Here is a 21,019-nt window from a genome sequence, read left to right on the forward strand (position 1 = left end):
AAAGGTTCGCAACAATTGTAAGTGTGTATTCTTAAGAAAGCTTACGAGAGTAACCAGTGAATTCTGGTATGAATTCCAGGCTAAATTGTTACAAAGCATATTAAACAGCAGCTTAAGTATACAATGTTTCTCGCAATACATTATTTATTCTGTTGATATGCTCACGTAATACTAATTGTGCGCATCATCACAGAGTCGAAGGTAAAACAATAAGATGAAAACGCCCCTGATAACCCGTGAAGGGTATGAAAAACTCAAACAAGAGCTGAATTATCTCTGGCGTGAAGAGCGCCCGGAAGTCACCAAAAAAGTCACCTGGGCCGCAAGTCTGGGCGACCGCAGCGAAAATGCTGACTACCAGTATAATAAAAAGCGCCTGCGAGAGATCGACAGGCGTGTCCGTTATTTGACGAAGTGCATGGAGAATCTGAAAATAGTCGATTACTCCCCACAGCAGGAGGGCAAAGTATTCTTTGGCGCGTGGGTTGAGATTGAAAATGATGATGGCGATACCCGCAAATTCCGCATTGTCGGATACGATGAAATTTTTGGTCGTAAGGATTACATCTCTATCGACTCACCGATGGCGCGAGCACTGCTGAAAAAAGAGGTGGGCGATCTCGCGGTGGTGAACACACCTGCCGGGGAAGCCAGCTGGTACGTTAACGAGATTGAATACGTTAAATAAGCCTGGAACATTCCGAGAGAATCGGTTCTCGGCTGGCATTTTGGCGTGTCAGTCCGTATAACTATCCCCTGATTTTTGATCCTAAAGATGAAACTAAATCCATGATGAATGATTCGTTCTGCCGCATTATCGCGGGTGAAATTCAGGCTCGCGCCGAACAGGTAGAAGCTGCCGTTCGCCTGCTTGACGAAGGGAACACCGTGCCGTTTATCGCACGTTATCGTAAGGAAATCACCGGCGGTCTGGATGACACGCAGTTGCGTAACCTGGAAAGCCGTCTGGGTTATTTACGTGAACTGGAAGACCGCCGTCAGGCCATTCTCAAATCTATCAGCGAGCAAGGCAAACTGACCGACGACCTGGCGAAAGCGATCAACGGCACGTTAAGTAAGACCGAACTCGAAGACCTCTATCTGCCGTACAAACCAAAACGCCGCACCCGCGGACAAATCGCCATTGAAGCCGGACTTGAGCCGTTGGCTGATCTGCTGTGGAACGAACCTTCCCACGATCCAGAAACCACAGCGGCACAATACATCAACGCCGACAACGGCGTAGCGGATACTAAAGCCGCACTCGACGGCGCACGTTACATCCTGATGGAACGTTTTGCTGAAGACGCTGCGCTGCTGGCAAAAGTGCGTGATTACCTGTGGAAGAATGCGCATCTGGTTTCCACCGTAGTGAGCGGTAAAGAAGAGGAAGGCGCAAAATTCCGTGATTACTTCGATCACCATGAACCGATTTCCAGCGTCCCTTCTCACCGCGCACTGGCAATGTTCCGTGGCCGTAACGAAGGCGTGCTACAGCTTTCATTGAATGCCGATCCGCAATTCGATGAGCCGCCAAAAGAGAGTCACGGTGAGCAGATAATTCAGGATCACCTTGGCCTGCGACTGAACAACGCACCAGCAGACAGCTGGCGAAAAGGCGTCGTCAGTTGGACATGGCGCATCAAAGTGCTGATGCATCTTGAGACTGAACTTATGGGGACCGTGCGCGAGCGTGCGGAAGATGAGGCGATTAACGTCTTTGCCCGAAACCTGCACGATCTGTTGATGGCTGCTCCGGCAGGCCTGCGTGCTACGATGGGTCTCGATCCCGGCCTGCGTACCGGCGTTAAGGTTGCGGTCGTCGACGGCACCGGCAAACTGGTTGCTACCGACACCATTTATCCACATACCGGTCAGGCAGCCAAAGCCGCCGTTGCCGTTGCTGCGCTGTGTGAAAAATACAACGTTGAACTGGTAGCGATTGGTAACGGCACCGCGTCCCGCGAAACCGAACGCTTCTTCCTGGATGTGCAAAAACAGTTCCCGAAAGTCACCGCGCAAAAAGTGATCGTCAGCGAAGCCGGGGCATCGGTCTACTCCGCTTCCGAACTGGCCGCACAGGAGTTTCCTGATCTCGACGTCTCACTGCGCGGTGCGGTCTCTATCGCCCGTCGTCTGCAGGATCCACTGGCTGAGTTGGTGAAAATCGATCCGAAATCGATCGGTGTCGGTCAGTATCAACACGACGTTAGCCAGACACAGCTTGCCCGTAAGCTGGATGCGGTGGTGGAAGACTGCGTAAACGCCGTCGGCGTAGACCTGAACACCGCCTCCGTCCCGCTGTTAACGCGTGTCGCGGGCCTGACCCGGATGATGGCGCAAAATATTGTTGCCTGGCGTGATGAGAACGGTCAGTTCCAGAATCGTCAGCAGCTACTAAAAGTCAGCCGACTGGGGCCAAAAGCGTTTGAACAGTGTGCGGGCTTTCTGCGCATCAACCACGGCGATAACCCGCTGGATGCCTCGACCGTGCACCCGGAAGCCTATCCGATCGTAGAACGTATTCTGGCTGCGACCGAGCAGTCACTGCGTGACCTGATGGGCAACAGCAATGAACTGCGTAACCTGAAGGCATCTGACTTTACCGACGAACGTTTCGGGGTGCCGACCGTCACCGACATCATCAAAGAGCTGGAAAAACCGGGCCGAGATCCGCGTCCGGAGTTCAAAACCGCACAGTTTGCTGATGGCGTGGAAACCATGAATGACCTGCTGCCAGGAATGATTCTGGAAGGCGCAGTCACCAACGTCACTAACTTCGGTGCGTTTGTTGATATCGGCGTTCACCAGGACGGTCTGGTACATATCTCCTCTCTGTCGAATAAGTTCGTCGAAGATCCACACACCGTGGTGAAAGCGGGAGACATTGTGAAGGTGAAAGTGCTGGAAGTGGATCTACCACGCAAGCGTATCGCCCTGACCATGCGTCTGGACGAACAGCCAGGTGAAACCAACGCCCGTCGCGGCGGCGGTAGCAACGATCGCGCTCAGGGCAATCGCCCGACAGCGGCAGCTAAAGCGGCAAAACCGCGCGGGCGTGATACACAGCCTGCCGGCAACAGCGCCATGATGGATGCCCTGGCGGCGGCGATGGGTAAGAAACGCTGACAGAATGCCGGGGGGCACTTGTGCTCCTCCGGCTATATCATTTCGATTAACAATTAAATAATACAAATTGAAGCGGTTATTTAATTAGCCGAGGACTAACCGCACAATTAATTTTCACATCGTTAACAGATGAAACCTTAATTAAACATTAAAAAATCAATAATTGCCGAATTAAATTAACGGTCTCAAACCAGATTAAATGTTGAGGCATATCAAAATTGACTCAAATTATTATCCAATTCTACATTCCGTCACACTTATTCTATTGATGATAAAAACCATTCTCATTATCATTGCATTGTTGATTATTTACTCTTTCCTCCGTTAGCTAATCATCTGGTCTCATGCCGCCCTGCAGCCCCATGAGGTAATCATCCAGTTAGCGAGATATAAGTAGGTCCCTATGCAATTCACTCCAGACACTGCGTGGAAAATTACCGGTTTTTCTCGTGAAATCAGTCCGGCGTACCGTCAGAAGTTATTGTCACTCGGCATGCTACCAGGCTCATCATTCAACGTGGTACGTGTCGCACCTTTGGGCGATCCTATCCACATTGAAACTCGCCGCGTAAGTCTGGTATTGCGTAAAAAAGATCTGGCGTTATTAGAAGTGGAAGCGGTTTCCTGTTAATACAGTGAGTCAATAAAAATGAAAAAACTAACCATTGGTTTAATTGGTAATCCTAATTCCGGCAAGACAACTTTATTCAATCAGCTCACCGGCGCGCGTCAGCGTGTAGGCAACTGGGCTGGAGTCACCGTTGAGCGTAAAGAAGGTCATTTTGCGACGACGGACCATCAGGTCACACTGGTGGATTTACCAGGTACGTATTCACTGACAACGATCTCATCCCAGACCTCCCTCGATGAGCAAATTGCCTGTCACTATATTTTAAGCGGCGACGCCGACTTGCTTATCAACGTCGTCGATGCCTCAAACCTTGAGCGCAACCTCTACCTGACGCTGCAACTGCTCGAACTGGGTATCCCCTGTATCGTCGCGCTTAACATGCTGGACATTGCTGAGAAGCAGCAAATCCGTATTGATATCGACGCGCTTTCCGCCCGTCTTGGCTGCCCAGTGGTTCCACTGGTTTCTACGCGTGGACGTGGGATTGAAGCGCTGAAGCTGGCGATCGATCGTTATAAAGAGAACGACGCCGTCGAGTTGGTCCATTATGCTCAGCCACTGCTACGTGAAGCAGATTCTCTGGCTGACGCAATGACCGAAGAGATGCCGCTACAACAACGTCGCTGGCTTGGCCTGCAAATGCTGGAAGGCGATATCTACAGCCGCGCCTACGCGGGCGATGCTGCGCAAAATCTGGATGGTGCAATTGCCCGTCTGAGTGAAACGATGGACGATCCCGCGCTGCACATTGCCGATGCGCGATACCAGTGCATTGCCGCGATCTGCGATACCGTCAGCAACACGCTAACCGCCGAGCCAAGCCGCTTCACCACCGCTGTCGATAAAATCGTCCTCAACCGCTTCCTCGGTCTGCCAATATTCCTGTTCGTGATGTACCTGATGTTCCTGCTCGCCATTAACATCGGTGGCGCGCTGCAGCCGTTATTTGACGTCGGTTCAGTGGCACTCTTTATCCATGGTATTCAATGGATTGGTTACACGCTGCACTTCCCGGACTGGCTGACCATCTTCCTGGCGCAGGGTCTTGGCGGCGGGATTAACACCGTTCTGCCACTGGTCCCTCAAATCGGTATGATGTACCTGTTCCTCTCCTTCCTCGAAGACTCCGGCTACATGGCGCGAGCCGCGTTTGTAATGGACCGTCTGATGCAGGCGCTGGGGCTACCGGGTAAATCGTTTGTCCCGCTGATTGTTGGTTTCGGCTGTAACGTACCGTCGGTGATGGGCGCACGTACACTGGATGCGCCGCGTGAACGTCTGATGACCATCATGATGGCACCGTTTATGTCCTGCGGTGCACGTCTGGCGATTTTCGCTGTGTTTGCAGCGGCATTCTTTGGTCAGAACGGTGCGCTGGCGGTCTTCTCGCTATATGTGTTAGGTATCGTCATGGCAGTGCTGACTGGCCTGATGCTCAAGCACACCATCATGCGTGGCGAAGCAACGCCGTTCGTGATGGAACTGCCGGTTTATCACGTCCCGCATATTAAAAGCCTGATCATCCAGACCTGGCAGCGCCTGAAAGGCTTCGTCCTCCGTGCCGGTAAAGTCATTATCATTGTCAGTATTTTCCTTAGCGCGTTTAACAGTTTCTCCCTGAGCGGGAAAATCGTCGATAACATCAACGACTCAGCCCTTGCTTCCGTCAGCCGCGTTATTACCCCGGTCTTTAAACCGATTGGCGTACACGAAGATAACTGGCAGGCCACCGTGGGTCTGTTCACCGGTGCGATGGCCAAAGAAGTGGTTGTCGGTACACTGAATACACTCTATACAGCTGAAAATATTCAGGAAGAAGAGTTCAACCCGGCAGATTTCCACCTCGGTGATGAGTTAGTCGGCGCACTGGATGAAACCTGGCAAAGCCTGAAAGATACCTTCAGCCTGAGCGTCCTGGCTAACCCTATCGAAGCCAGTAAAGGTGACGGTGAGATGGCAACTGGCGCCATGGGCGTGATGGGCGAAAAATTTGGCAGCGCCGCAGCCGCTTACAGCTACCTGATTTTCGTACTGCTGTATGTTCCGTGCATTTCAGTTATGGGGGCTATCGCGCGTGAATCCAGCCGTGGCTGGATGGGCTTCTCCGTTCTGTGGGGCCTGAATATCGCCTACTCACTGTCGACGCTGTTCTATCAGGCAGTCAGCTACAGTCAGCACCCGACCTACAGTCTGGTCTGCATTTTAGCCGTCATCCTGTTTAACATCGTATTGCTGGGTCTGCTACGCCGCGCCCGTAGCCGTGTGGATATTGCGCTGCTGGCAACCAACAAAACGGTAAGCTCGTGCTGTGCCAGCACGACTGGCGATTGCCACTAAGGTTGTGGATCATGGCATCGCTTATACAGGTTCGTGATTTACTGGCTCTGCGGGGACGTATGGAGGCTAAGCAAATTAGCCACACGCTGCATACCCCGCAGCCAATGATTGACGCCATGCTGAATCAGTTAGAGAAAATGGGCAAAGCGAAGCGAATTCAGGAAGATGCCGAGGGGTGTCTTTCCGGAAGCTGCAAAAGCTGCCCGGAAGGCAAAGCCTGCCTGCGCGAATGGTGGGCTTTGCGTTAAACGTAATGCTATTTGCCGGATGACGCTACGTTTGTCCGGCCTACAAACGGCACCTAATATCCATGCTGTCCGGGATTTTGCGAAACGAATTCCATAAGAATGTCACTCTTTCAGCAAAACAGATTTATCCTCCAACCCTCTGCACATCGTTAACATTACGGGGATGCTTCCCTTTTCTACGGCAAGTAGAGTCTCATCATCTTGTTCTTCAGGTGACGGACCGCCATGAATACTGACGCTACAGCTACGCCGCATGACGCAATTTTCAAGACTTTTATGGGCCATCCAGCTACCGCTCGCGACTTTCTTCAACTTCATCTTCCAGACTCTTTACGTATTCTTTGTGACCTAAAGACACTGAAACTGGAACCGGGCAGTTTTATTGAGGACGATTTGCGTGCGCACTATTGCGATGTGTTGTGGTCACTAAAAACTCGTGAAGGCGATGGCTACATCTACACGGTTATTGAACATCAGAGCACCGCGGATGCACATATGGCGTTTCGTCTTATGCGTTATGCTATTGCAGTCATGCAGCGACATCTGGATGCGGGCCACAAAAAGCTGCCACTGGTGATCCCCATGCTTTTTTATCACGGCACCGTCAGCCCATATCCCTACTCCTTGTGCTGGCTGGATAAATTTAACGATCCGGAGACAGCCAGACAACTTTATGCGAACACTTTTCCATTAATAGATATCACGGTAATGGCTGATGACGAGATCATGCAGCATCGCCGTATAGCACTACTGGAGCTGATTCAAAAACATATCCGGAAACGAGATTTGATGGGATTAGTGGAAAAACTGGTCGTCCTGCTTGTTAAAGGAAACGCTAATGACAACCAGTTGAAAGCCCTGTTTAATTACATGATTCAGGCTGGCGACACAGCGCATTTCAAAGAATTTATGGACGAAGTAACCGGACGCCTACCTCAACACAAGGAGAGACTGATGACTATCGCAGAGAGATTACGCCAGGAAGGGCATATGAATGGGTTACAGGAAGGGTTACAGGAGGGCTTACAACAAGGTAAACAAGACGAAGCACGACGCATTGCTGCCACCATGTTAGCCGACGGTATCGACAGACTGACCATTCTCAGAATCACTGGCCTTTCTGCTGAGGAGTTGATGGCAAAAAGGCATTAATGTCGGCCCGGTAAGCATCGCGTCACCGGGCAAGTCAAAGGCGCTATAACCGCTGTTTCAACGCCATCAGCGCGGCACAGAACTCACCAGGATGCGAGATAAACGGCGCATGTGCCGCTTTGGCAAACACCAGAGATTCGCTCTCCGGCCACAGTGCATCCAGCATCGGTACAACTTTGCGCGGTACCAGCCCATCAAGATATCCATACAACCGCAGGAACGGCATGCGCAATGCGCAGAGAGATTCACGCAGATCAACCGTTTTCAGGATCTCCAGCCCACCATTCAGTACCGCCACTTCCGGCATCGGTAATGCCAGCACCGTTTTCTTCAAAGTTCGCGCGTCCTGACGTGCGGTTTCCGTTCCCATCGTTTGTAGCGCCAGAAAACGCTCTACCGTACGCTGGAAGTCTTCGCTAAGCTGTTGCTGGAATCCCGCCAGCACGTCCGGCTTAATACCCGGCCACTCATCACGAGCGCTAAAACATGGCGAAGAAGCCACAGTAACCAGCGCCTGAACACGAGCAGGATGGGTCAACGCTACCTGACTTGCTACCAGCCCGCCCAGGCTCCAGCCCAGCCAGATGGCTTTCTCTGGTGCCTGTTGTAAAACACGTTCCGCCATCTCCTCCAGCGGCATCGCGCCGAAACCCTGACTACGGCCAAATCCCGGTAAGTCGACAAGATGTAGCGTGAAATGCGAACTCAGTTCCTCACTTATGCAATGCCATACTTCCGCATTCAATCCCCATCCGTGCAGCAGCACAAGATGGCAATTTCCCGAACCTCGGGTCTGCCACCAGATGTCATTCATCAGTTACTGTTCTCTTTTTTGGAGCCTAGCCCTGTAGGCATACATTGTTAAGGATAAACCTATGCTAACAGTACCGGGATTGTGCTGGCTATGCCGAATGCCACTGACGCTGGGACATTGGGGAATTTGTTCCGTTTGTACACGGGCGACACGCCGTCATATCAATTTGTGCCCCCAGTGCGGGATGCCAGCCGCCCACACCGCCATTCCCTGCGGCCGGTGTCTGCAACAACCGCCGCCGTGGCAGCGGTTGGTTACGGTCAATGACTATGTTCCGCCGCTGAGTAACCTTATCCACCAGCTGAAATTTTCGCGCCGTAGCGAGATTGCCACTGCACTTTCACGCCTGCTGCTACTGGACGTGTTGCTGGCTCGCCGTACCAGCGGGCTTCCTCTGCCGGACAGGATCGTCAGCGTCCCACTCTGGCAACGCCGACACTGGCGAAGAGGGTTTAACCAGAGCGATTTATTGTGCCGTCCTTTGGCGCACTGGCTGGGTTGTGACTGGGACAGTCAGGCAATAACACGGGTTCGGGCGACCGCCACGCAGCATCATCTCAGCGCCCGATTACGCAAACGCAACCTGAAAAATGCTTTTCGCCTTGAATTGCCGGTACAGGGACTCCATATGGTTGTTGTGGATGATGTCGTCACTACCGGAAGTACCGTCGCGGAAATCGCGCAACTACTTTTGCGCAACGGCGCGGCGACTGTCCAGGTATGGTGCCTGTGTCGAACCTTGTAGAGCCTCGATGATGGGCGTATTATAACCAAGTAAAATAGTCAACTATTAGGCCATTACTATGATCCATATTTCCGATGCTGCACAAGCGCACTTTGCCAAACTGCTGGCAAATCAGGAAGAAGGGACACAAATCCGCGTATTTGTGATTAATCCCGGCACGCCTAACGCTGAATGCGGCGTTTCTTATTGTCCACCGGACGCCGTGGAAGCAACCGACACCGCCATCAAATTTTCCCTGCTGACCGCATATGTTGATGAACTGAGTGCACCCTATCTGGAAGATGCTGAAATCGATTTCGTTACCGATCAGTTAGGCTCCCAGCTGACCCTGAAAGCGCCTAATGCGAAAATGCGTAAAGTATCCGATGATGCGCCGCTGATGGAACGCGTTGAATACATGCTGCAGTCGCAGATCAACCCGCAACTGGCTGGCCACGGTGGACGCGTCACTCTGATGGAGATCACCGATGAAGGCTACGCTATTCTGCAGTTTGGTGGCGGCTGTAACGGTTGTTCAATGGTAGATGTCACGCTGAAAGAAGGCATCGAGAAACAGCTGCTGGGGGAATTCCCTGAACTGAAAGGCGTTCGCGATTTGACCGAACACCAGCGCGGCGAGCACTCTTACTACTAAGTCCCCATCTGTATTCGCCCGGTGACGCGCAGCGATCCGGGCCTACGTTCTTCTGCTACCATCTTGCAATTACCCCACCATAATTTGACCTGCCTCTCATAATTTAAATTTTGCTGTCCCAGGTGATTTTCAACCACCATATGTTACCCGTATCATTCTTATGGGCACCTAACTACTCCATAATAGCCAGCTGAACTGATTAGTTTTGAAGGCAATCAGCATTGGTGCTGTAAATACTCTGTTCCCGGTCGGGACAATCAGAATTTGTCATCTAAACACTGACGTTACCCATAACAAAGTAAAGGCCAGGTAAATCATGCCATTAGTCATCGTTGCTATCGGTGTAATCTTGTTACTCCTCCTGATGATCCGTTTCAAAATGAACGGTTTCATCGCTCTCGTCCTGGTGGCGCTTGCTGTCGGATTGATGCAAGGGATGCCACTGGATAAAGTCATCGGTTCTATTAAAGCCGGCGTCGGCGGAACCCTTGGCAGCCTTGCCCTGATTATGGGTTTTGGCGCCATGCTGGGTAAAATGCTGGCAGACTGCGGTGGTGCGCAACGTATTGCGACCACACTGATTGCTAAATTCGGTAAAAAGCACATTCAGTGGGCGGTAGTATTAACCGGCTTCACCGTGGGCTTTGCACTGTTCTACGAAGTTGGCTTCGTACTGATGCTGCCGCTGGTATTCACCATTGCCGCCGCCGCGAATATCCCGCTGCTGTACGTTGGTGTTCCGATGGCCGCTGCGCTGTCTGTAACCCACGGTTTCTTACCACCGCACCCGGGCCCGACCGCTATTGCGACCATTTTCCACGCAGATATGGGCAAAACGCTGCTGTTTGGTACGATTCTGGCTATCCCGACCGTTATTCTCGCCGGTCCGGTTTATGCACGTTTCCTGAAAGGTATTGATAAGCCGATCCCGGAAGGTCTGTACAGCGCCAAAACCTTCACTGAAGAAGAGATGCCTGGCTTTGGCGTCAGCGTTTGGACCTCTCTTGTTCCGGTGGTATTGATGGCGATGCGTGCTATCGCAGAGATGATCCTGCCGAAAGGACATGCCTTCCTGCCAGTTGCGGAATTCCTCGGCGACCCGGTCATGGCTACGCTTATTGCGGTGTTGATTGCGATGTTCACATTTGGTCTGAACCGTGGACGTTCGATGGATCAGATTAACGACACGCTGGTTTCCTCAATCAAAATCATCGCCATGATGCTGCTGATTATCGGTGGTGGCGGTGCCTTCAAACAGGTTCTGGTTGATAGCGGCGTCGACAAATACATCGCCTCGATGATGCATGAAACCAACGTATCTCCGCTGCTGATGGCATGGTCCATTGCCGCCGTACTGCGTATCGCGCTGGGTTCTGCCACCGTTGCGGCAATCACCGCAGGTGGGATTGTGGCACCGCTGATTGCGACCACCGGCGTTAGCCCAGAACTGATGGTTATCGCGGTAGGTTCGGGTTCCGTGATTTTCTCCCACGTGAACGATCCGGGCTTCTGGCTGTTCAAGGAATACTTCAACCTGACCATCGGCGAAACGATCAAGTCATGGTCAATGCTGGAAACCATTATTTCGGTATGCGGCCTGGTAGGGTGCCTGCTGTTAAATATGGCAATCTGATGTAAAAAAGCCGGGTTCGCTAATGCTTACCCGGCCAACATAAATATAAAGAACCCGCCATCTGGCGGGTTCTTTTTTACCTCTTCCTGGCGGCTGCTTTTCGCCGTTTATCTAAATCCTTAATCAGCTTGTTCACCTCATCATCAGCAAACATCTTCTCAAGCGTAGTGGAGAGCTTACGTCGCCAGTTTTTATACTGATAGCTGGTCCCAGGGATGTTGACCGGCTCAGCCATATCAAGCCAGTCTTCCGGCTGCAGCCCCAGCAGGGCGCTGTTACTGTCGGCAATGTAGCGTTGCATCCCACGATTGAGGATAGGCGTCATCGACATCAGCGACGCCTTGTGCCCGGCTCGTTTCGGCAGACAGCCATATTTATGCAGCGCATCCAGCAGGCCCTGCTTCGCCAGCTCCCTGTCCTGATACAAGCCGCGCAGTACGACCTCATCCGGGTACAGCCCCAGCGTTTTACCCAGCGTCAAATCACCGCTGTCCCAATAACCTTTAAGCGTTGGAAGGTCATGCGTCGCCGCGACTGCCATTGATTGTTCCGGGTACGCTTGCGGCGCACGGAAATTCTTCTCATGGTCATTCTCAAAATAGAGCACTTTGTATGAATACACGCCGCTGTCGCGCAGCTTGCTGACAATTTCAACCGGGACAGTACCCAGGTCTTCGCCAATCACCATGCAGTGATGACGTTTACTTTCCAGCGCCAGAATAGAGAGCAGGTCGTCTACCGGATAATGCACATACGCACCGTGATCTGCTGTCTCACCGTAAGGGATCCACCACAAGCGCAGCATCGACATGACATGATCAATGCGCAGCGCACCACAGTTCTGCATATTGGCGCGCAGCAGTTCAATAAATGGCTCGTAAGCGCGCGCCGTGATGATGTGCGGATCCATCGGCGGCAGCCCCCAGTTTTGGCCGAGCGGGCCGAGGATATCCGGCGGTGCGCCAACGGAAGCTTTCAGGCAATACAGCTCACGGTCACACCAGGTTTCCGCTCCGCCTTCTGCGACGCCGACCGCCAGGTCGCGGTACAGACCGATTGGCATATCAAAGCCCTGGCTGGTTTCCCAGCAGGCGGCAAACTGGGTATATGCCAGCCACTGTAACCAGAGGTAGAAATCCACTTCATCACGATACTCTTCGCAGAACTGCTTCACCTGCGGTGAGTCCACCGACTGGAACCCCTCCGGCCATACTGGCCAACCCCAGCGCAATTCATCTTCTTTCACCTGATGCGCATGCAGCGCGTCAAACGCCGCCTGCCAGTACAGGCTATCGCCCTCCTGAGTCACAAAACGACGGAATGCCGCCATCTGTTCATCATCACGGGCAGAGAAACCTTTCCACGCCATGCGCAGCGCCGTCATCTTCAACGCGGTCACGGTGGAGTAATCAACCCACTCAGCATCCCGCGCACGTTGCAGAATTTGCTGAGTAGATGGCATCTGCCACCAGTCCTGCGCCTCTTTACTCAGACGGAAATCGTCTACCGCATTCACATCAATATAAATAACGTTCAGCCAGCGGCGTGAAGACGGGCTGTACGGGCTGGCACTCTCCGGATTTGCCGGATACAGCGCATGAATCGGGTTCAGACCGATAAACGCCCCGCCACGTTTTGCTACGTCTGCCAGCATGGCGCGGAGATCACCAAAGTCGCCAATCCCCCAGTTGTTCTCTGAACGCAGAGTGTAAAGTTGCACGCATGCGCCCCACAGCTTTTTCCCGGCCAGCAAAGCCGGCGGCTCATAGCAGCGTTTAGGGGCGACGATAATACGACAATGGGTACGCAATTCTCCCTGTGTCAGGGTGAGCGCGTGATACCCCTCCGGCAACTTCGCCGGAAGGTGAAAAGATTTACCGCCGAAGACATGACCTTTGTGCTGCACGCCATCTTCGGTGGTGAGCAGCCAGCTAAACTCACCGTTACCCTCCACCGCCAGCGGCATTTTTTTCCCCACTGTATAAACCATGACGTTTGGCACCGGTGTTACCGCCACTTTCGTGGCGGAGGTAGTGCGATGCATGGCATCAAGCAAACGCCGCTTGGTTTCGGCGCCAATAGACTGCGGTTTACCGTGGGCATTGATGTAATTGGGGCTGATCCCCGCCGCCAGTGCGGCATTATCCAGACGTTTGCTTTCCATCGCGATTCCTTAGCGTTTCGCCTGCCAGATACGAGCCTGATAATCGCGGATGGAGCGATCCGAACTGAACATACCGCAGCGAGCAGTATTCAGAATGGCAGCCCGGGTCCAGGCATCCTGATCACGGTACAATACGTCGACCTGCTTCTGCGCCTCAACGTAAGCTGTGAAATCTGCCATTACCAGATACGGATCGCCGCCCTGCTTACCGATACTGTGCAGCATCTGGTCGAAGGCATGCTTATCGCCATCGCTGTATTTGCCGCTTTCCAGCTCTTTGAGTACCGCATCCAACACTTTGTCTTTCTTGCGCCATTTCACCGGATCATAGCCTTTCGCTTTAAGCCGCTGAACCTCTTCCACAGTGTGACCAAAGATAAAGATGTTCTCGTCTCCCACTTTCTCGGCGATTTCGACGTTCGCACCGTCCAGCGTACCGACCGTTAACGCCCCGTTCAGCGCCAGTTTCATGTTACCGGTACCGGAAGCCTCTTTCCCAGCAGTCGAGATCTGCTCTGAGATATCCGCCGCCGGAATCAACATTTCCGCCGCCGAGACACAATAATCAGGCAGGAACACAACTTTCAGCTTGTCACCGACTTTCGGGTCGTTATTGATGGTTTCTGCCACCTTGTTAATGGCGAAGATAATATTTTTTGCCAGGTAGTAACCCGGTGCCGCTTTCGCGCCAAACAGGAATACGCGCGGTACGCGATCCGCCTGTGGGTTTTCACGGATTTCTTTGTACAACGCCAGAATATGCAGCAGGTTCAGGTGCTGACGTTTGTACTCATGCAGGCGTTTGATCTGAATATCAAATATCGCGTTGGTTGTAATCTCAATACCGGTACGCGCTTTGATAAACTTCACCAGCCGCTCTTTGTTCGCCAGCTTGATATCGCGATACTGCTGACGGAACGTCGCATCGTCAGCGTATTTTTCCAGATTGATCAACTGATCGAGATCGTTCGCCCACTCTTTCTTCAGCGATTTATCCAGTAAGGCAGCAAGCGCCGGGTTGCACTGTTTGATCCAGCGACGCGGCGTAATCCCGTTGGTGACGTTATGGAATTTATTCGGCCACAGCTGGTGGTATTCCGGGAACAAGTCTTTCACGACCAGGGAGGAGTGCAGCGCTGCCACACCATTGACCGCAAAGCCGCTGACCACGCACATGTTCGCCATGCGCACCTGTTTATTGTGAACTACCGCCAGCTTCGCCCAGACGGCGGCATCGCCCGGCCAGGTTTTATCGACCAGCTTCTTAAATCTGTCGTTTATCTCTTTGATAATCTGCATATGACGCGGCAGCAGTGCTTTCACCAGCTTCTCATCCCAGCACTCCAGCGCCTCCGGCATCAACGTGTGGTTGGTGTAGGCAAAGGTCTTACTGGTAATCGCCCATGCGTCGTCCCAGCTCATCTGGTGCTCATCAATCAGCACGCGCAGCAGTTCTGGAATGGCGATGGTCGGGTGGGTATCGTTCAGTTGAATGACTTCATAATCAGCCAGTTCATGCAATTTACGTCCCGCCAGATGATGACGGCGCAGAATATCGGCAACGGAGCAGGCACACTGGAAATATTGCTGCATCAGGCGCAGTTTTTTACCTGCCGTATGGTTGTCGTTCGGGTACAGCACTTTAGTCAGTTTTTCGGCGTCGATACCCTGCTGCTCTGCGCGCAGGAAATCGCCGTCGTTAAATTTAGTCAGGTTAAACGGATGTGCATGGCTGGCCTGCCACAGACGTAGCGGTTGCGCCACGCCGTTACGGTAGCCCAGTACCGGCAGATCCCAGGCCTGTCCGGTGATGGTAAACCCAGGCTCCCAGAGCCCCTCTTTGCTAACTTTACCGCCAATACCGACCTGTACATCCAGCGCCTCATTATGGCGGAACCACGGATAGCTTGCGCGATGCCAGTCATCCGGGGCTTCCATCTGCTGACCGTCGGTAAAAGATTGACGGAACAGACCGTACTGATAGTTCAGGCCATAGCCCGTAGCGGACTGGCCAACTGTCGCCATCGAATCGAGGAAACATGCCGCCAGACGCCCCAGGCCGCCGTTACCCAACGCCGGATCGATTTCTTCCTCCAGCAGGTCGGTCAGATTGATGTCATGCGCTTTCAGCTCATCGCTCACGCCCTGATACCAGCCCAAGTTAAGCAAGTTATTGCCCGTCAGACGACCAATCAAAAACTCCATTGAAATGTAGTTAACATGACGCTGATTTTTTGCCGGTTTCGCCGCAGGTTGGGCGCTGAGCAACTCAGCTAAAGCTCCGCTCACCGCCTGCCACCACTGGCGTGACGTCATTTCTGAAGCCGACAATAAACCGAAGCGCTGCCACTGACGCGTCAGTGCAGCCTGAAAGTGATCTTTGTTGAAGGTAGGCTGTGACATAGAGATTCCAGATCCTTAGGTAATAAACAACGTTATCGCTAGTTTGCCAGGCTCGTTGTTGACCTTCCTCATCCTGGCGAGGATTAGGCAGGGAGGAGGAGTGGGGATGAGCATAAAAATGTGATCGCGGCCACTTAAAGGGGATGTGATGGCTCGTACCGATACAGAATACCCGTACATCATCCCCGAAATGCACCACACATTTCGCATTAGCCTGTTGGGCCAGGCTCTTAACCAGACAATACCAAACAGGGAGATGATGTTGAGAAAAAATATGTAAACAGAGAAATAATTTCCAGTCTGAAATACATATAATAATTAAGATATTTCACGCGAAAGTTATATGCCGATCGCAAAATTTGCCGATTTCATTAAACACCCCGGTAGGCGCACGCATAGTAAGGTATTTTCAATACGGTAAAAATAACGTTGGATCCAGTCGCCACGCCTGTTGCGGCTCTTTGAGATAATTATTGCAATAGATGTATAAAATTGTGACATAGTGCAAAATCAGACACACAAAAAGTCCACTTAGCTTGCATAAAATGACTTTCTGGCCGACCTTATAACCATTAATTACGAAGCGCAAAAAAAATCATTTTTCCCCATTTTCACACAGTGAAGTGACTAACTTATGTTGATTCCGTCTAAATTAAGTCGTCCGGTTCGACTCGACCATACGGTGGTTCGTGAGCGCCTGCTGGCTAAACTTTCCGGCGCGAACAATTTCAGGCTCGCTCTGATAACAAGTCCTGCTGGCTACGGAAAAACGACGCTTATTTCGCAGTGGGCTGCGGGGAAAAATGAATTAGGCTGGTACTCTCTTGATGAAGGTGATAATCAGCAGGAGCGATTTGCCAGCTATTTGATTGCCGCTATCCAGCAGGCAACTGGTGGGCACTGTACGACCAGCGAAACGATGGTGCAAAAACGCCAGTACGCCAGCCTGACTTCTCTCTTTGCTCAGCTATTTATTGAGCTGGCAGAGTGGCATCGTCCGCTTTATCTGGTCGTAGATGATTATCATCTGATCTCGAATCCGGCTATCCACGAAGCGATGCGCTTTTTCCTGCGCCACCAGCCTGAGAATCTCACGCTGGTCGTACTGTCACGTAACTTACCGCAACTGGGTATCGCTAACCTGCGTGTACGCGATCAACTGCTGGAGATAGGCAGCCAACAATTAGCCTTTAACCATCAGGAAGCCAAACAATTCTTTGACCGTCGTCTTTCATCCCCCATTGAGGCGGCGGAAAGCAGCCGCATGTGTGATGACGTCGCTGGCTGGGCAACCGCGTTACAACTGATCGCCCTTTCAGCTCGCCAGAATAACAATTCTGCGCACCAATCAGCGCGCCGTCTGTCGGGTATCAACGCCAGTCATTTGTCCGACTATCTGGTCGATGAAGTTCTGGATAGCGTTGATCAGGGTACTCGTCACTTCCTGCTGAAAAGCGCCATCCTGCGTTCAATGAACGACACGTTGATTACCCGGGTAACCGGTGAAGAAAACGGCCAAATGCGGCTGGAAGAAATTGAGCGTCAGGGTTTATTCCTGCAACGGATGGATGACGTTGGCGAATGGTTTAGCTATCACCCTCTGTTTGGCAACTTTTTACGCCAGCGCTGCCAGTGGGAACTGGCGACCGAGCTTCCCGAAATACACCGTGCCGCCGCAGAAAGCTGGATGGCACAAGGTTTCCCCAGCGAAGCGATTCATCATGCACTGGCCGCGGGCGATGCCCATATGCTGCGCGATATCCTGCTCAATCATGCTTGGGGGCTGTTTAACCACAGCGAGCTGGCGTTACTGGAAGAGTCACTGAAAGCTCTACCGTGGGAAAGTCTGCTGGAAAACCCACGTCTGGTGCTGTTGCAGGCCTGGCTGATGCAGAGTCAGCATCGCTACAGTGAGGTTAACACCCTGCTGGCGCGTGCCGAGCAGGAAATGAAAGGCGATATGGAAACAACCCTGCATGCGGAATTTAATGCTCTGCGTGCACAGGTGGCGATTAACGACGGAAACCCTGACGAAGCAGAACGTCTGGCAAAACTGGCGCTGGATGAATTACCCATCGCCTGGTTCTATAGCCGTATTGTCGCCATGTCGGTACACGGTGAAGTCCTGCACTGCAAAGGCGATCTCACTCGTTCGTTGTCGTTGATGCAACAAACAGAGCAAATGGCACGTCATCATGACGTCTGGCATTACGCGCTCTGGAGCCTGATCCAGCAAAGTGAAATTTTATTCGCTCAGGGCTTTTTGCAGGCCGCCTGGGAGACTCAGGAAAAAGCGTTCCAGTTGATCAAAGAGCAGCATCTGGAGCAACTGCCGATGCACGAGTTTCTGGTTCGTATCCGGGCACAGTTACTATGGGCCTGGGCGCGTCTGGATGAGTCCGAAGCCTCTGCCCGCAGCGGTATTGAACTCCTTTCTACTTTTCAACCCCAGCAGCAGCTTCAATGCCTGGCTCTGCTGGTTCAGTGCTCACTGGCGCGGGGTGACCTGGACAACGCCCGCAGTCTGCTTAATCGCCTGGAAAACCTGCTGGGTAACGGACGTTATCACAGCGACTGGATTTCCAATGCCGATAAGGTCCGGGTAATTTACTGGCAAATGACCGGGGACAAAAACTCGGCTGCCAACTGGCTGCGCCACACGCCAAAACCGGAATTCGCCAACAACCATTTCCTGCAAAGTCAGTGGCGTAACATCGCCCGTGCGCAGATCCTGTTGGGTGAATTCGAGCCGGCAGAGATTGTGCTGGAAGAATTAAACGAAAATGCACGCAACCTGCGCCTGATGAGCGATCTGAACCGCAACCTGCTGCTGCTCAATCAGCTTTACTGGCAGGCAGGACGCAAAAATGACGCCCAACGCGTATTGCTTGATGCGCTGCAACTGGCTAACCGTACCGGGTTTATCAGCCACTTTGTCATCGAAGGTGAGGCCATGGCGCAGCAGTTGCGCCAGTTGATTCAGCTCAATACGCTGCCGGAACTCGATCAGCATCGTGCCCAGCGTATTTTGCGTGAGATTAACCAACACCATCGCCACAAATTCGCCCACTTTGATGAAGGATTCGTTGAACGTCTGCTGACTCACCCAGAAGTGCCGGAACTGATCCGTACCAGCCCACTAACCCAGCGTGAGTGGCAGGTTTTAGGCCTGATTTATTCCGGTTACAGCAACGAACAAATCGCCGGAGAACTGGCGGTAGCGGCGACAACCATCAAAACGCATATTCGCAACTTGTACCAAAAACTTGGCGTGGCACACCGCCAGGATGCAGTGCAGCATGCGCAGAAACTGCTGAAGATGATGGGGTACGGCGTTTAATTTTGCCCGGTGGCATTGAAGCTTACCGGGCCCACAGATGACCTAGCACAGCTCTAACTGAATGTGATTATCAGCAATCACCTGCATCACGCCCGCTGGCGGCAAGATATCGGTATAGACTGCATCCACCATGCTGATACTCCCCATATTCACCATCGCGTTACGTCCAAACTTCGAGTGATCCACCACCAACATCACATGACGTGAATTTTCAATAATGGCACGTTTGGTGCGAACTTCGTGATAATCAAACTCCAGCAATGAACCATCGCTGTCGATGCCGCTAATACCCAAAATACCGAAGTCCAGACGGAACTGTGAAATAAAGTCGAGAGTCGCTTCACCCATAATGCCGCCATCACGGCTGCGCAGTTCGCCACCGGCCAGAATGATGCGGAAATCCTCTTTCGCCATCAGCGTGTTTGCCACATTGAGGTTGTTGGTCACAATGCGTAAGTTGCTGTGATTCAGCAATGCGTGAGCCACCGCTTCCGGCGTGGTACCGATGTCTATAAACAGCGTGGAGCCGTTAGGGATCTGCGTGGCAACTTTACGAGCAATACGCTCTTTTTCCGCCGTCTGCGTCGCCTTACGGTCATGCCACGGGGTATTCACTGAGCTGGATGGTAATGCCGCGCCACCGTGGTGGCGCAAAATCATATTCTGATCGGCCAGATCGTTAAGATCCCGGCGAATCGTTTGTGGGCTGACGGAGAAATGCTCCACCAGTTCCTCGGTGCTGACGTATCCCTGTTTTTTTACCAGTTCAATGATCGCGTCATGTCGTTGTGTTTGTTTCATTATAAGTCCCTGGAATTAACAAAGATCTTGTGCCGGATAGCGGCTGCGGCCTTATCCGGCCTGCAATTCGCATTACCATCCCGCTCAATCTCATTCACGTTCGTTTTCGTACATGAATAGTATCTGCAAATGCCATTGCCAGACCGACGGCCAGCCCGGCAATATGTGCTCCGTTCGCCATAGACATGCCGAACAGATCAAACCAGCCGGCAACAATCCAGATCAAGGCAAAGATAATCAAACCGCGTTGCAGGAAAATACCGCTTTGCGGATCGCGCTCGCCGCGCAACCACACGTACCCCATCAACGCATAAACCACGCCAGACAATCCACCAAACCACGGGCCACTAAATTTTTGTTGAACATAGCCGCTCAGCAGCGCGCTGATAACGGTAATGACAATGAGTTTGCCGCTGCCCAGACGTTTTTCTACCGCCCCGCCGAGATACCACCACCACAGCAGGTTAAAAAGAATGTGCATCAGCGAAAAGTGCATAAAAGCGTGGGTGAAATAACGCCAGAACTCAAACTTCAGCGTCGGGTCAAACGGCCACGCCAGCCATAGCATGACCGTCTGGTCGCCCACGACGTTCATCGCGATATACACCAACACGCACGCCGCCATCACAGCCCAGGTCACCGGACCAGCCCGTTCGCGCAGCGTGGCAAGAAACGGAAAACGTTGATAGCGCAGCCCACTGTCTGTCTGGCCAGACTGCCAGCTGGCAGCCAAATAACGCGGGTCCCCTGGATTTTCCAGAAAACGCGCCAGTTCAGCCCGCACGCGCTCAGCCTGGGACTCATCCGCCAGCCAGACATCGGTTTGCTGATGTTGTTGAATTGTCAGAATAACGCCCTGTGTCGCCATATAATCAACAAATGCCTGCGCCACGCGGGGGTTAGCAAAAGAGGTAATCATCAACATTGTTGCTGTCGCTTATTCCACACAAAAGGGGACAGTATATATACCCTGCTCATTTCAGGCTGC

Annotated in this window: 15 protein-coding genes; 10 read left to right on the top strand and 5 right to left on the bottom strand. The window is 52.4% G+C overall.

What is annotated here, in order from left to right:
• Positions 1–214: 214 nt before the first annotated feature.
• From greB to OGX98_RS01870, 6 genes are all read left to right on the top strand, one after another.
• Entirely contained in the window at positions 215–688 is a 474-nt protein-coding gene (gene greB / locus OGX98_RS01845; RefSeq protein WP_045448445.1) for a transcription elongation factor GreB, read from the top strand.
• Positions 689–789: 101 nt separating this feature from the next.
• Positions 790–3,129 (top strand): Tex family protein, encoded by a 2,340-nt coding sequence (locus tag OGX98_RS01850; protein WP_048222901.1) that lies wholly within the window; start codon positions 790–792, stop codon positions 3,127–3,129.
• A gap of 403 nt (positions 3,130–3,532) precedes the next feature.
• A complete protein-coding gene (gene feoA / locus OGX98_RS01855) occupies positions 3,533–3,760 on the top strand; it encodes a ferrous iron transporter A (RefSeq protein WP_045448450.1) in 228 nt (75 codons plus the stop codon).
• Positions 3,761–3,778: 18 nt separating this feature from the next.
• Complete coding sequence (gene feoB, locus OGX98_RS01860) at positions 3,779–6,097, top strand: Fe(2+) transporter permease subunit FeoB (protein WP_045448452.1); 2,319 nt, start codon at positions 3,779–3,781, stop codon at positions 6,095–6,097.
• Positions 6,098–6,108: 11 nt separating this feature from the next.
• Positions 6,109–6,345, top strand: a complete 237-nt coding sequence (feoC, locus tag OGX98_RS01865) for a [Fe-S]-dependent transcriptional repressor FeoC (RefSeq protein WP_045448454.1) — start codon at positions 6,109–6,111, stop codon at positions 6,343–6,345.
• Positions 6,346–6,570: 225 nt separating this feature from the next.
• Positions 6,571–7,497, top strand: a complete 927-nt coding sequence (locus OGX98_RS01870; protein WP_286594739.1) for an Rpn family recombination-promoting nuclease/putative transposase — start codon at positions 6,571–6,573, stop codon at positions 7,495–7,497.
• A gap of 43 nt (positions 7,498–7,540) precedes the next feature.
• On the opposite strand, the gene bioH is transcribed toward OGX98_RS01870, so the two are convergent.
• A complete protein-coding gene (bioH, locus tag OGX98_RS01875) occupies positions 7,541–8,311 on the bottom strand; it encodes a pimeloyl-ACP methyl ester esterase BioH (RefSeq protein ID WP_048222907.1) in 771 nt (256 codons plus the stop codon).
• Between the two features lie 61 nt (positions 8,312–8,372).
• Here bioH and gntX point away from each other — a divergent pair, with 61 nt between their 5' ends.
• The 3 genes from gntX to gntT all read left to right on the top strand — a co-directional run bounded on the left by gntX (position 8,373) and on the right by gntT (position 11,323).
• Entirely contained in the window at positions 8,373–9,056 is a 684-nt protein-coding gene (gntX, locus tag OGX98_RS01880; RefSeq protein WP_048222911.1) for a DNA utilization protein GntX, read from the top strand.
• Between the two features lie 58 nt (positions 9,057–9,114).
• Complete coding sequence (nfuA, locus tag OGX98_RS01885; RefSeq protein ID WP_045448462.1) at positions 9,115–9,690, top strand: Fe-S biogenesis protein NfuA; 576 nt, start codon at positions 9,115–9,117, stop codon at positions 9,688–9,690.
• Between the two features lie 316 nt (positions 9,691–10,006).
• Positions 10,007–11,323: a gluconate transporter gene (gene gntT, locus OGX98_RS01890; protein ID WP_045448464.1), complete on the top strand. Its 1,317-nt coding sequence runs from the start codon at positions 10,007–10,009 to the stop codon at positions 11,321–11,323.
• A 76-nt stretch (positions 11,324–11,399) separates the two neighbouring features.
• On the opposite strand, the gene malQ is transcribed toward gntT, so the two are convergent.
• Together malQ and malP are read right to left on the bottom strand one after the other, a co-directional pair.
• A complete protein-coding gene (malQ, locus tag OGX98_RS01895; RefSeq protein WP_045448466.1) occupies positions 11,400–13,487 on the bottom strand; it encodes a 4-alpha-glucanotransferase in 2,088 nt (695 codons plus the stop codon).
• Positions 13,488–13,496: 9 nt separating this feature from the next.
• Positions 13,497–15,890 carry a maltodextrin phosphorylase gene (malP, locus tag OGX98_RS01900; protein ID WP_284096740.1) on the bottom strand — a complete coding sequence of 798 codons (2,394 nt, stop codon included), beginning with the start codon at positions 15,888–15,890 and terminating at the stop codon, positions 13,497–13,499.
• A gap of 634 nt (positions 15,891–16,524) precedes the next feature.
• Here malP and malT point away from each other — a divergent pair.
• Positions 16,525–19,230 (top strand): HTH-type transcriptional regulator MalT, encoded by a 2,706-nt coding sequence (gene malT, locus OGX98_RS01905; protein WP_286594748.1) that lies wholly within the window; start codon positions 16,525–16,527, stop codon positions 19,228–19,230.
• Between the two features lie 42 nt (positions 19,231–19,272).
• Here malT and OGX98_RS01910 read toward each other — a convergent pair whose 3' ends face one another.
• Both OGX98_RS01910 and glpG read right to left on the bottom strand, forming a co-directional pair.
• Complete coding sequence (locus OGX98_RS01910) at positions 19,273–20,031, bottom strand: DeoR/GlpR family transcriptional regulator (protein ID WP_045448472.1); 759 nt, start codon at positions 20,029–20,031, stop codon at positions 19,273–19,275.
• A 94-nt stretch (positions 20,032–20,125) separates the two neighbouring features.
• Complete coding sequence (gene glpG, locus OGX98_RS01915) at positions 20,126–20,956, bottom strand: rhomboid family intramembrane serine protease GlpG (protein WP_045448474.1); 831 nt, start codon at positions 20,954–20,956, stop codon at positions 20,126–20,128.
• Positions 20,957–21,019 lie beyond the last annotated feature (63 nt).

The organism is Citrobacter sp. Cm046 (assembly GCF_030333065.1).
Taxonomy (GTDB): domain Bacteria; phylum Pseudomonadota; class Gammaproteobacteria; order Enterobacterales; family Enterobacteriaceae; genus Citrobacter; species Citrobacter murliniae.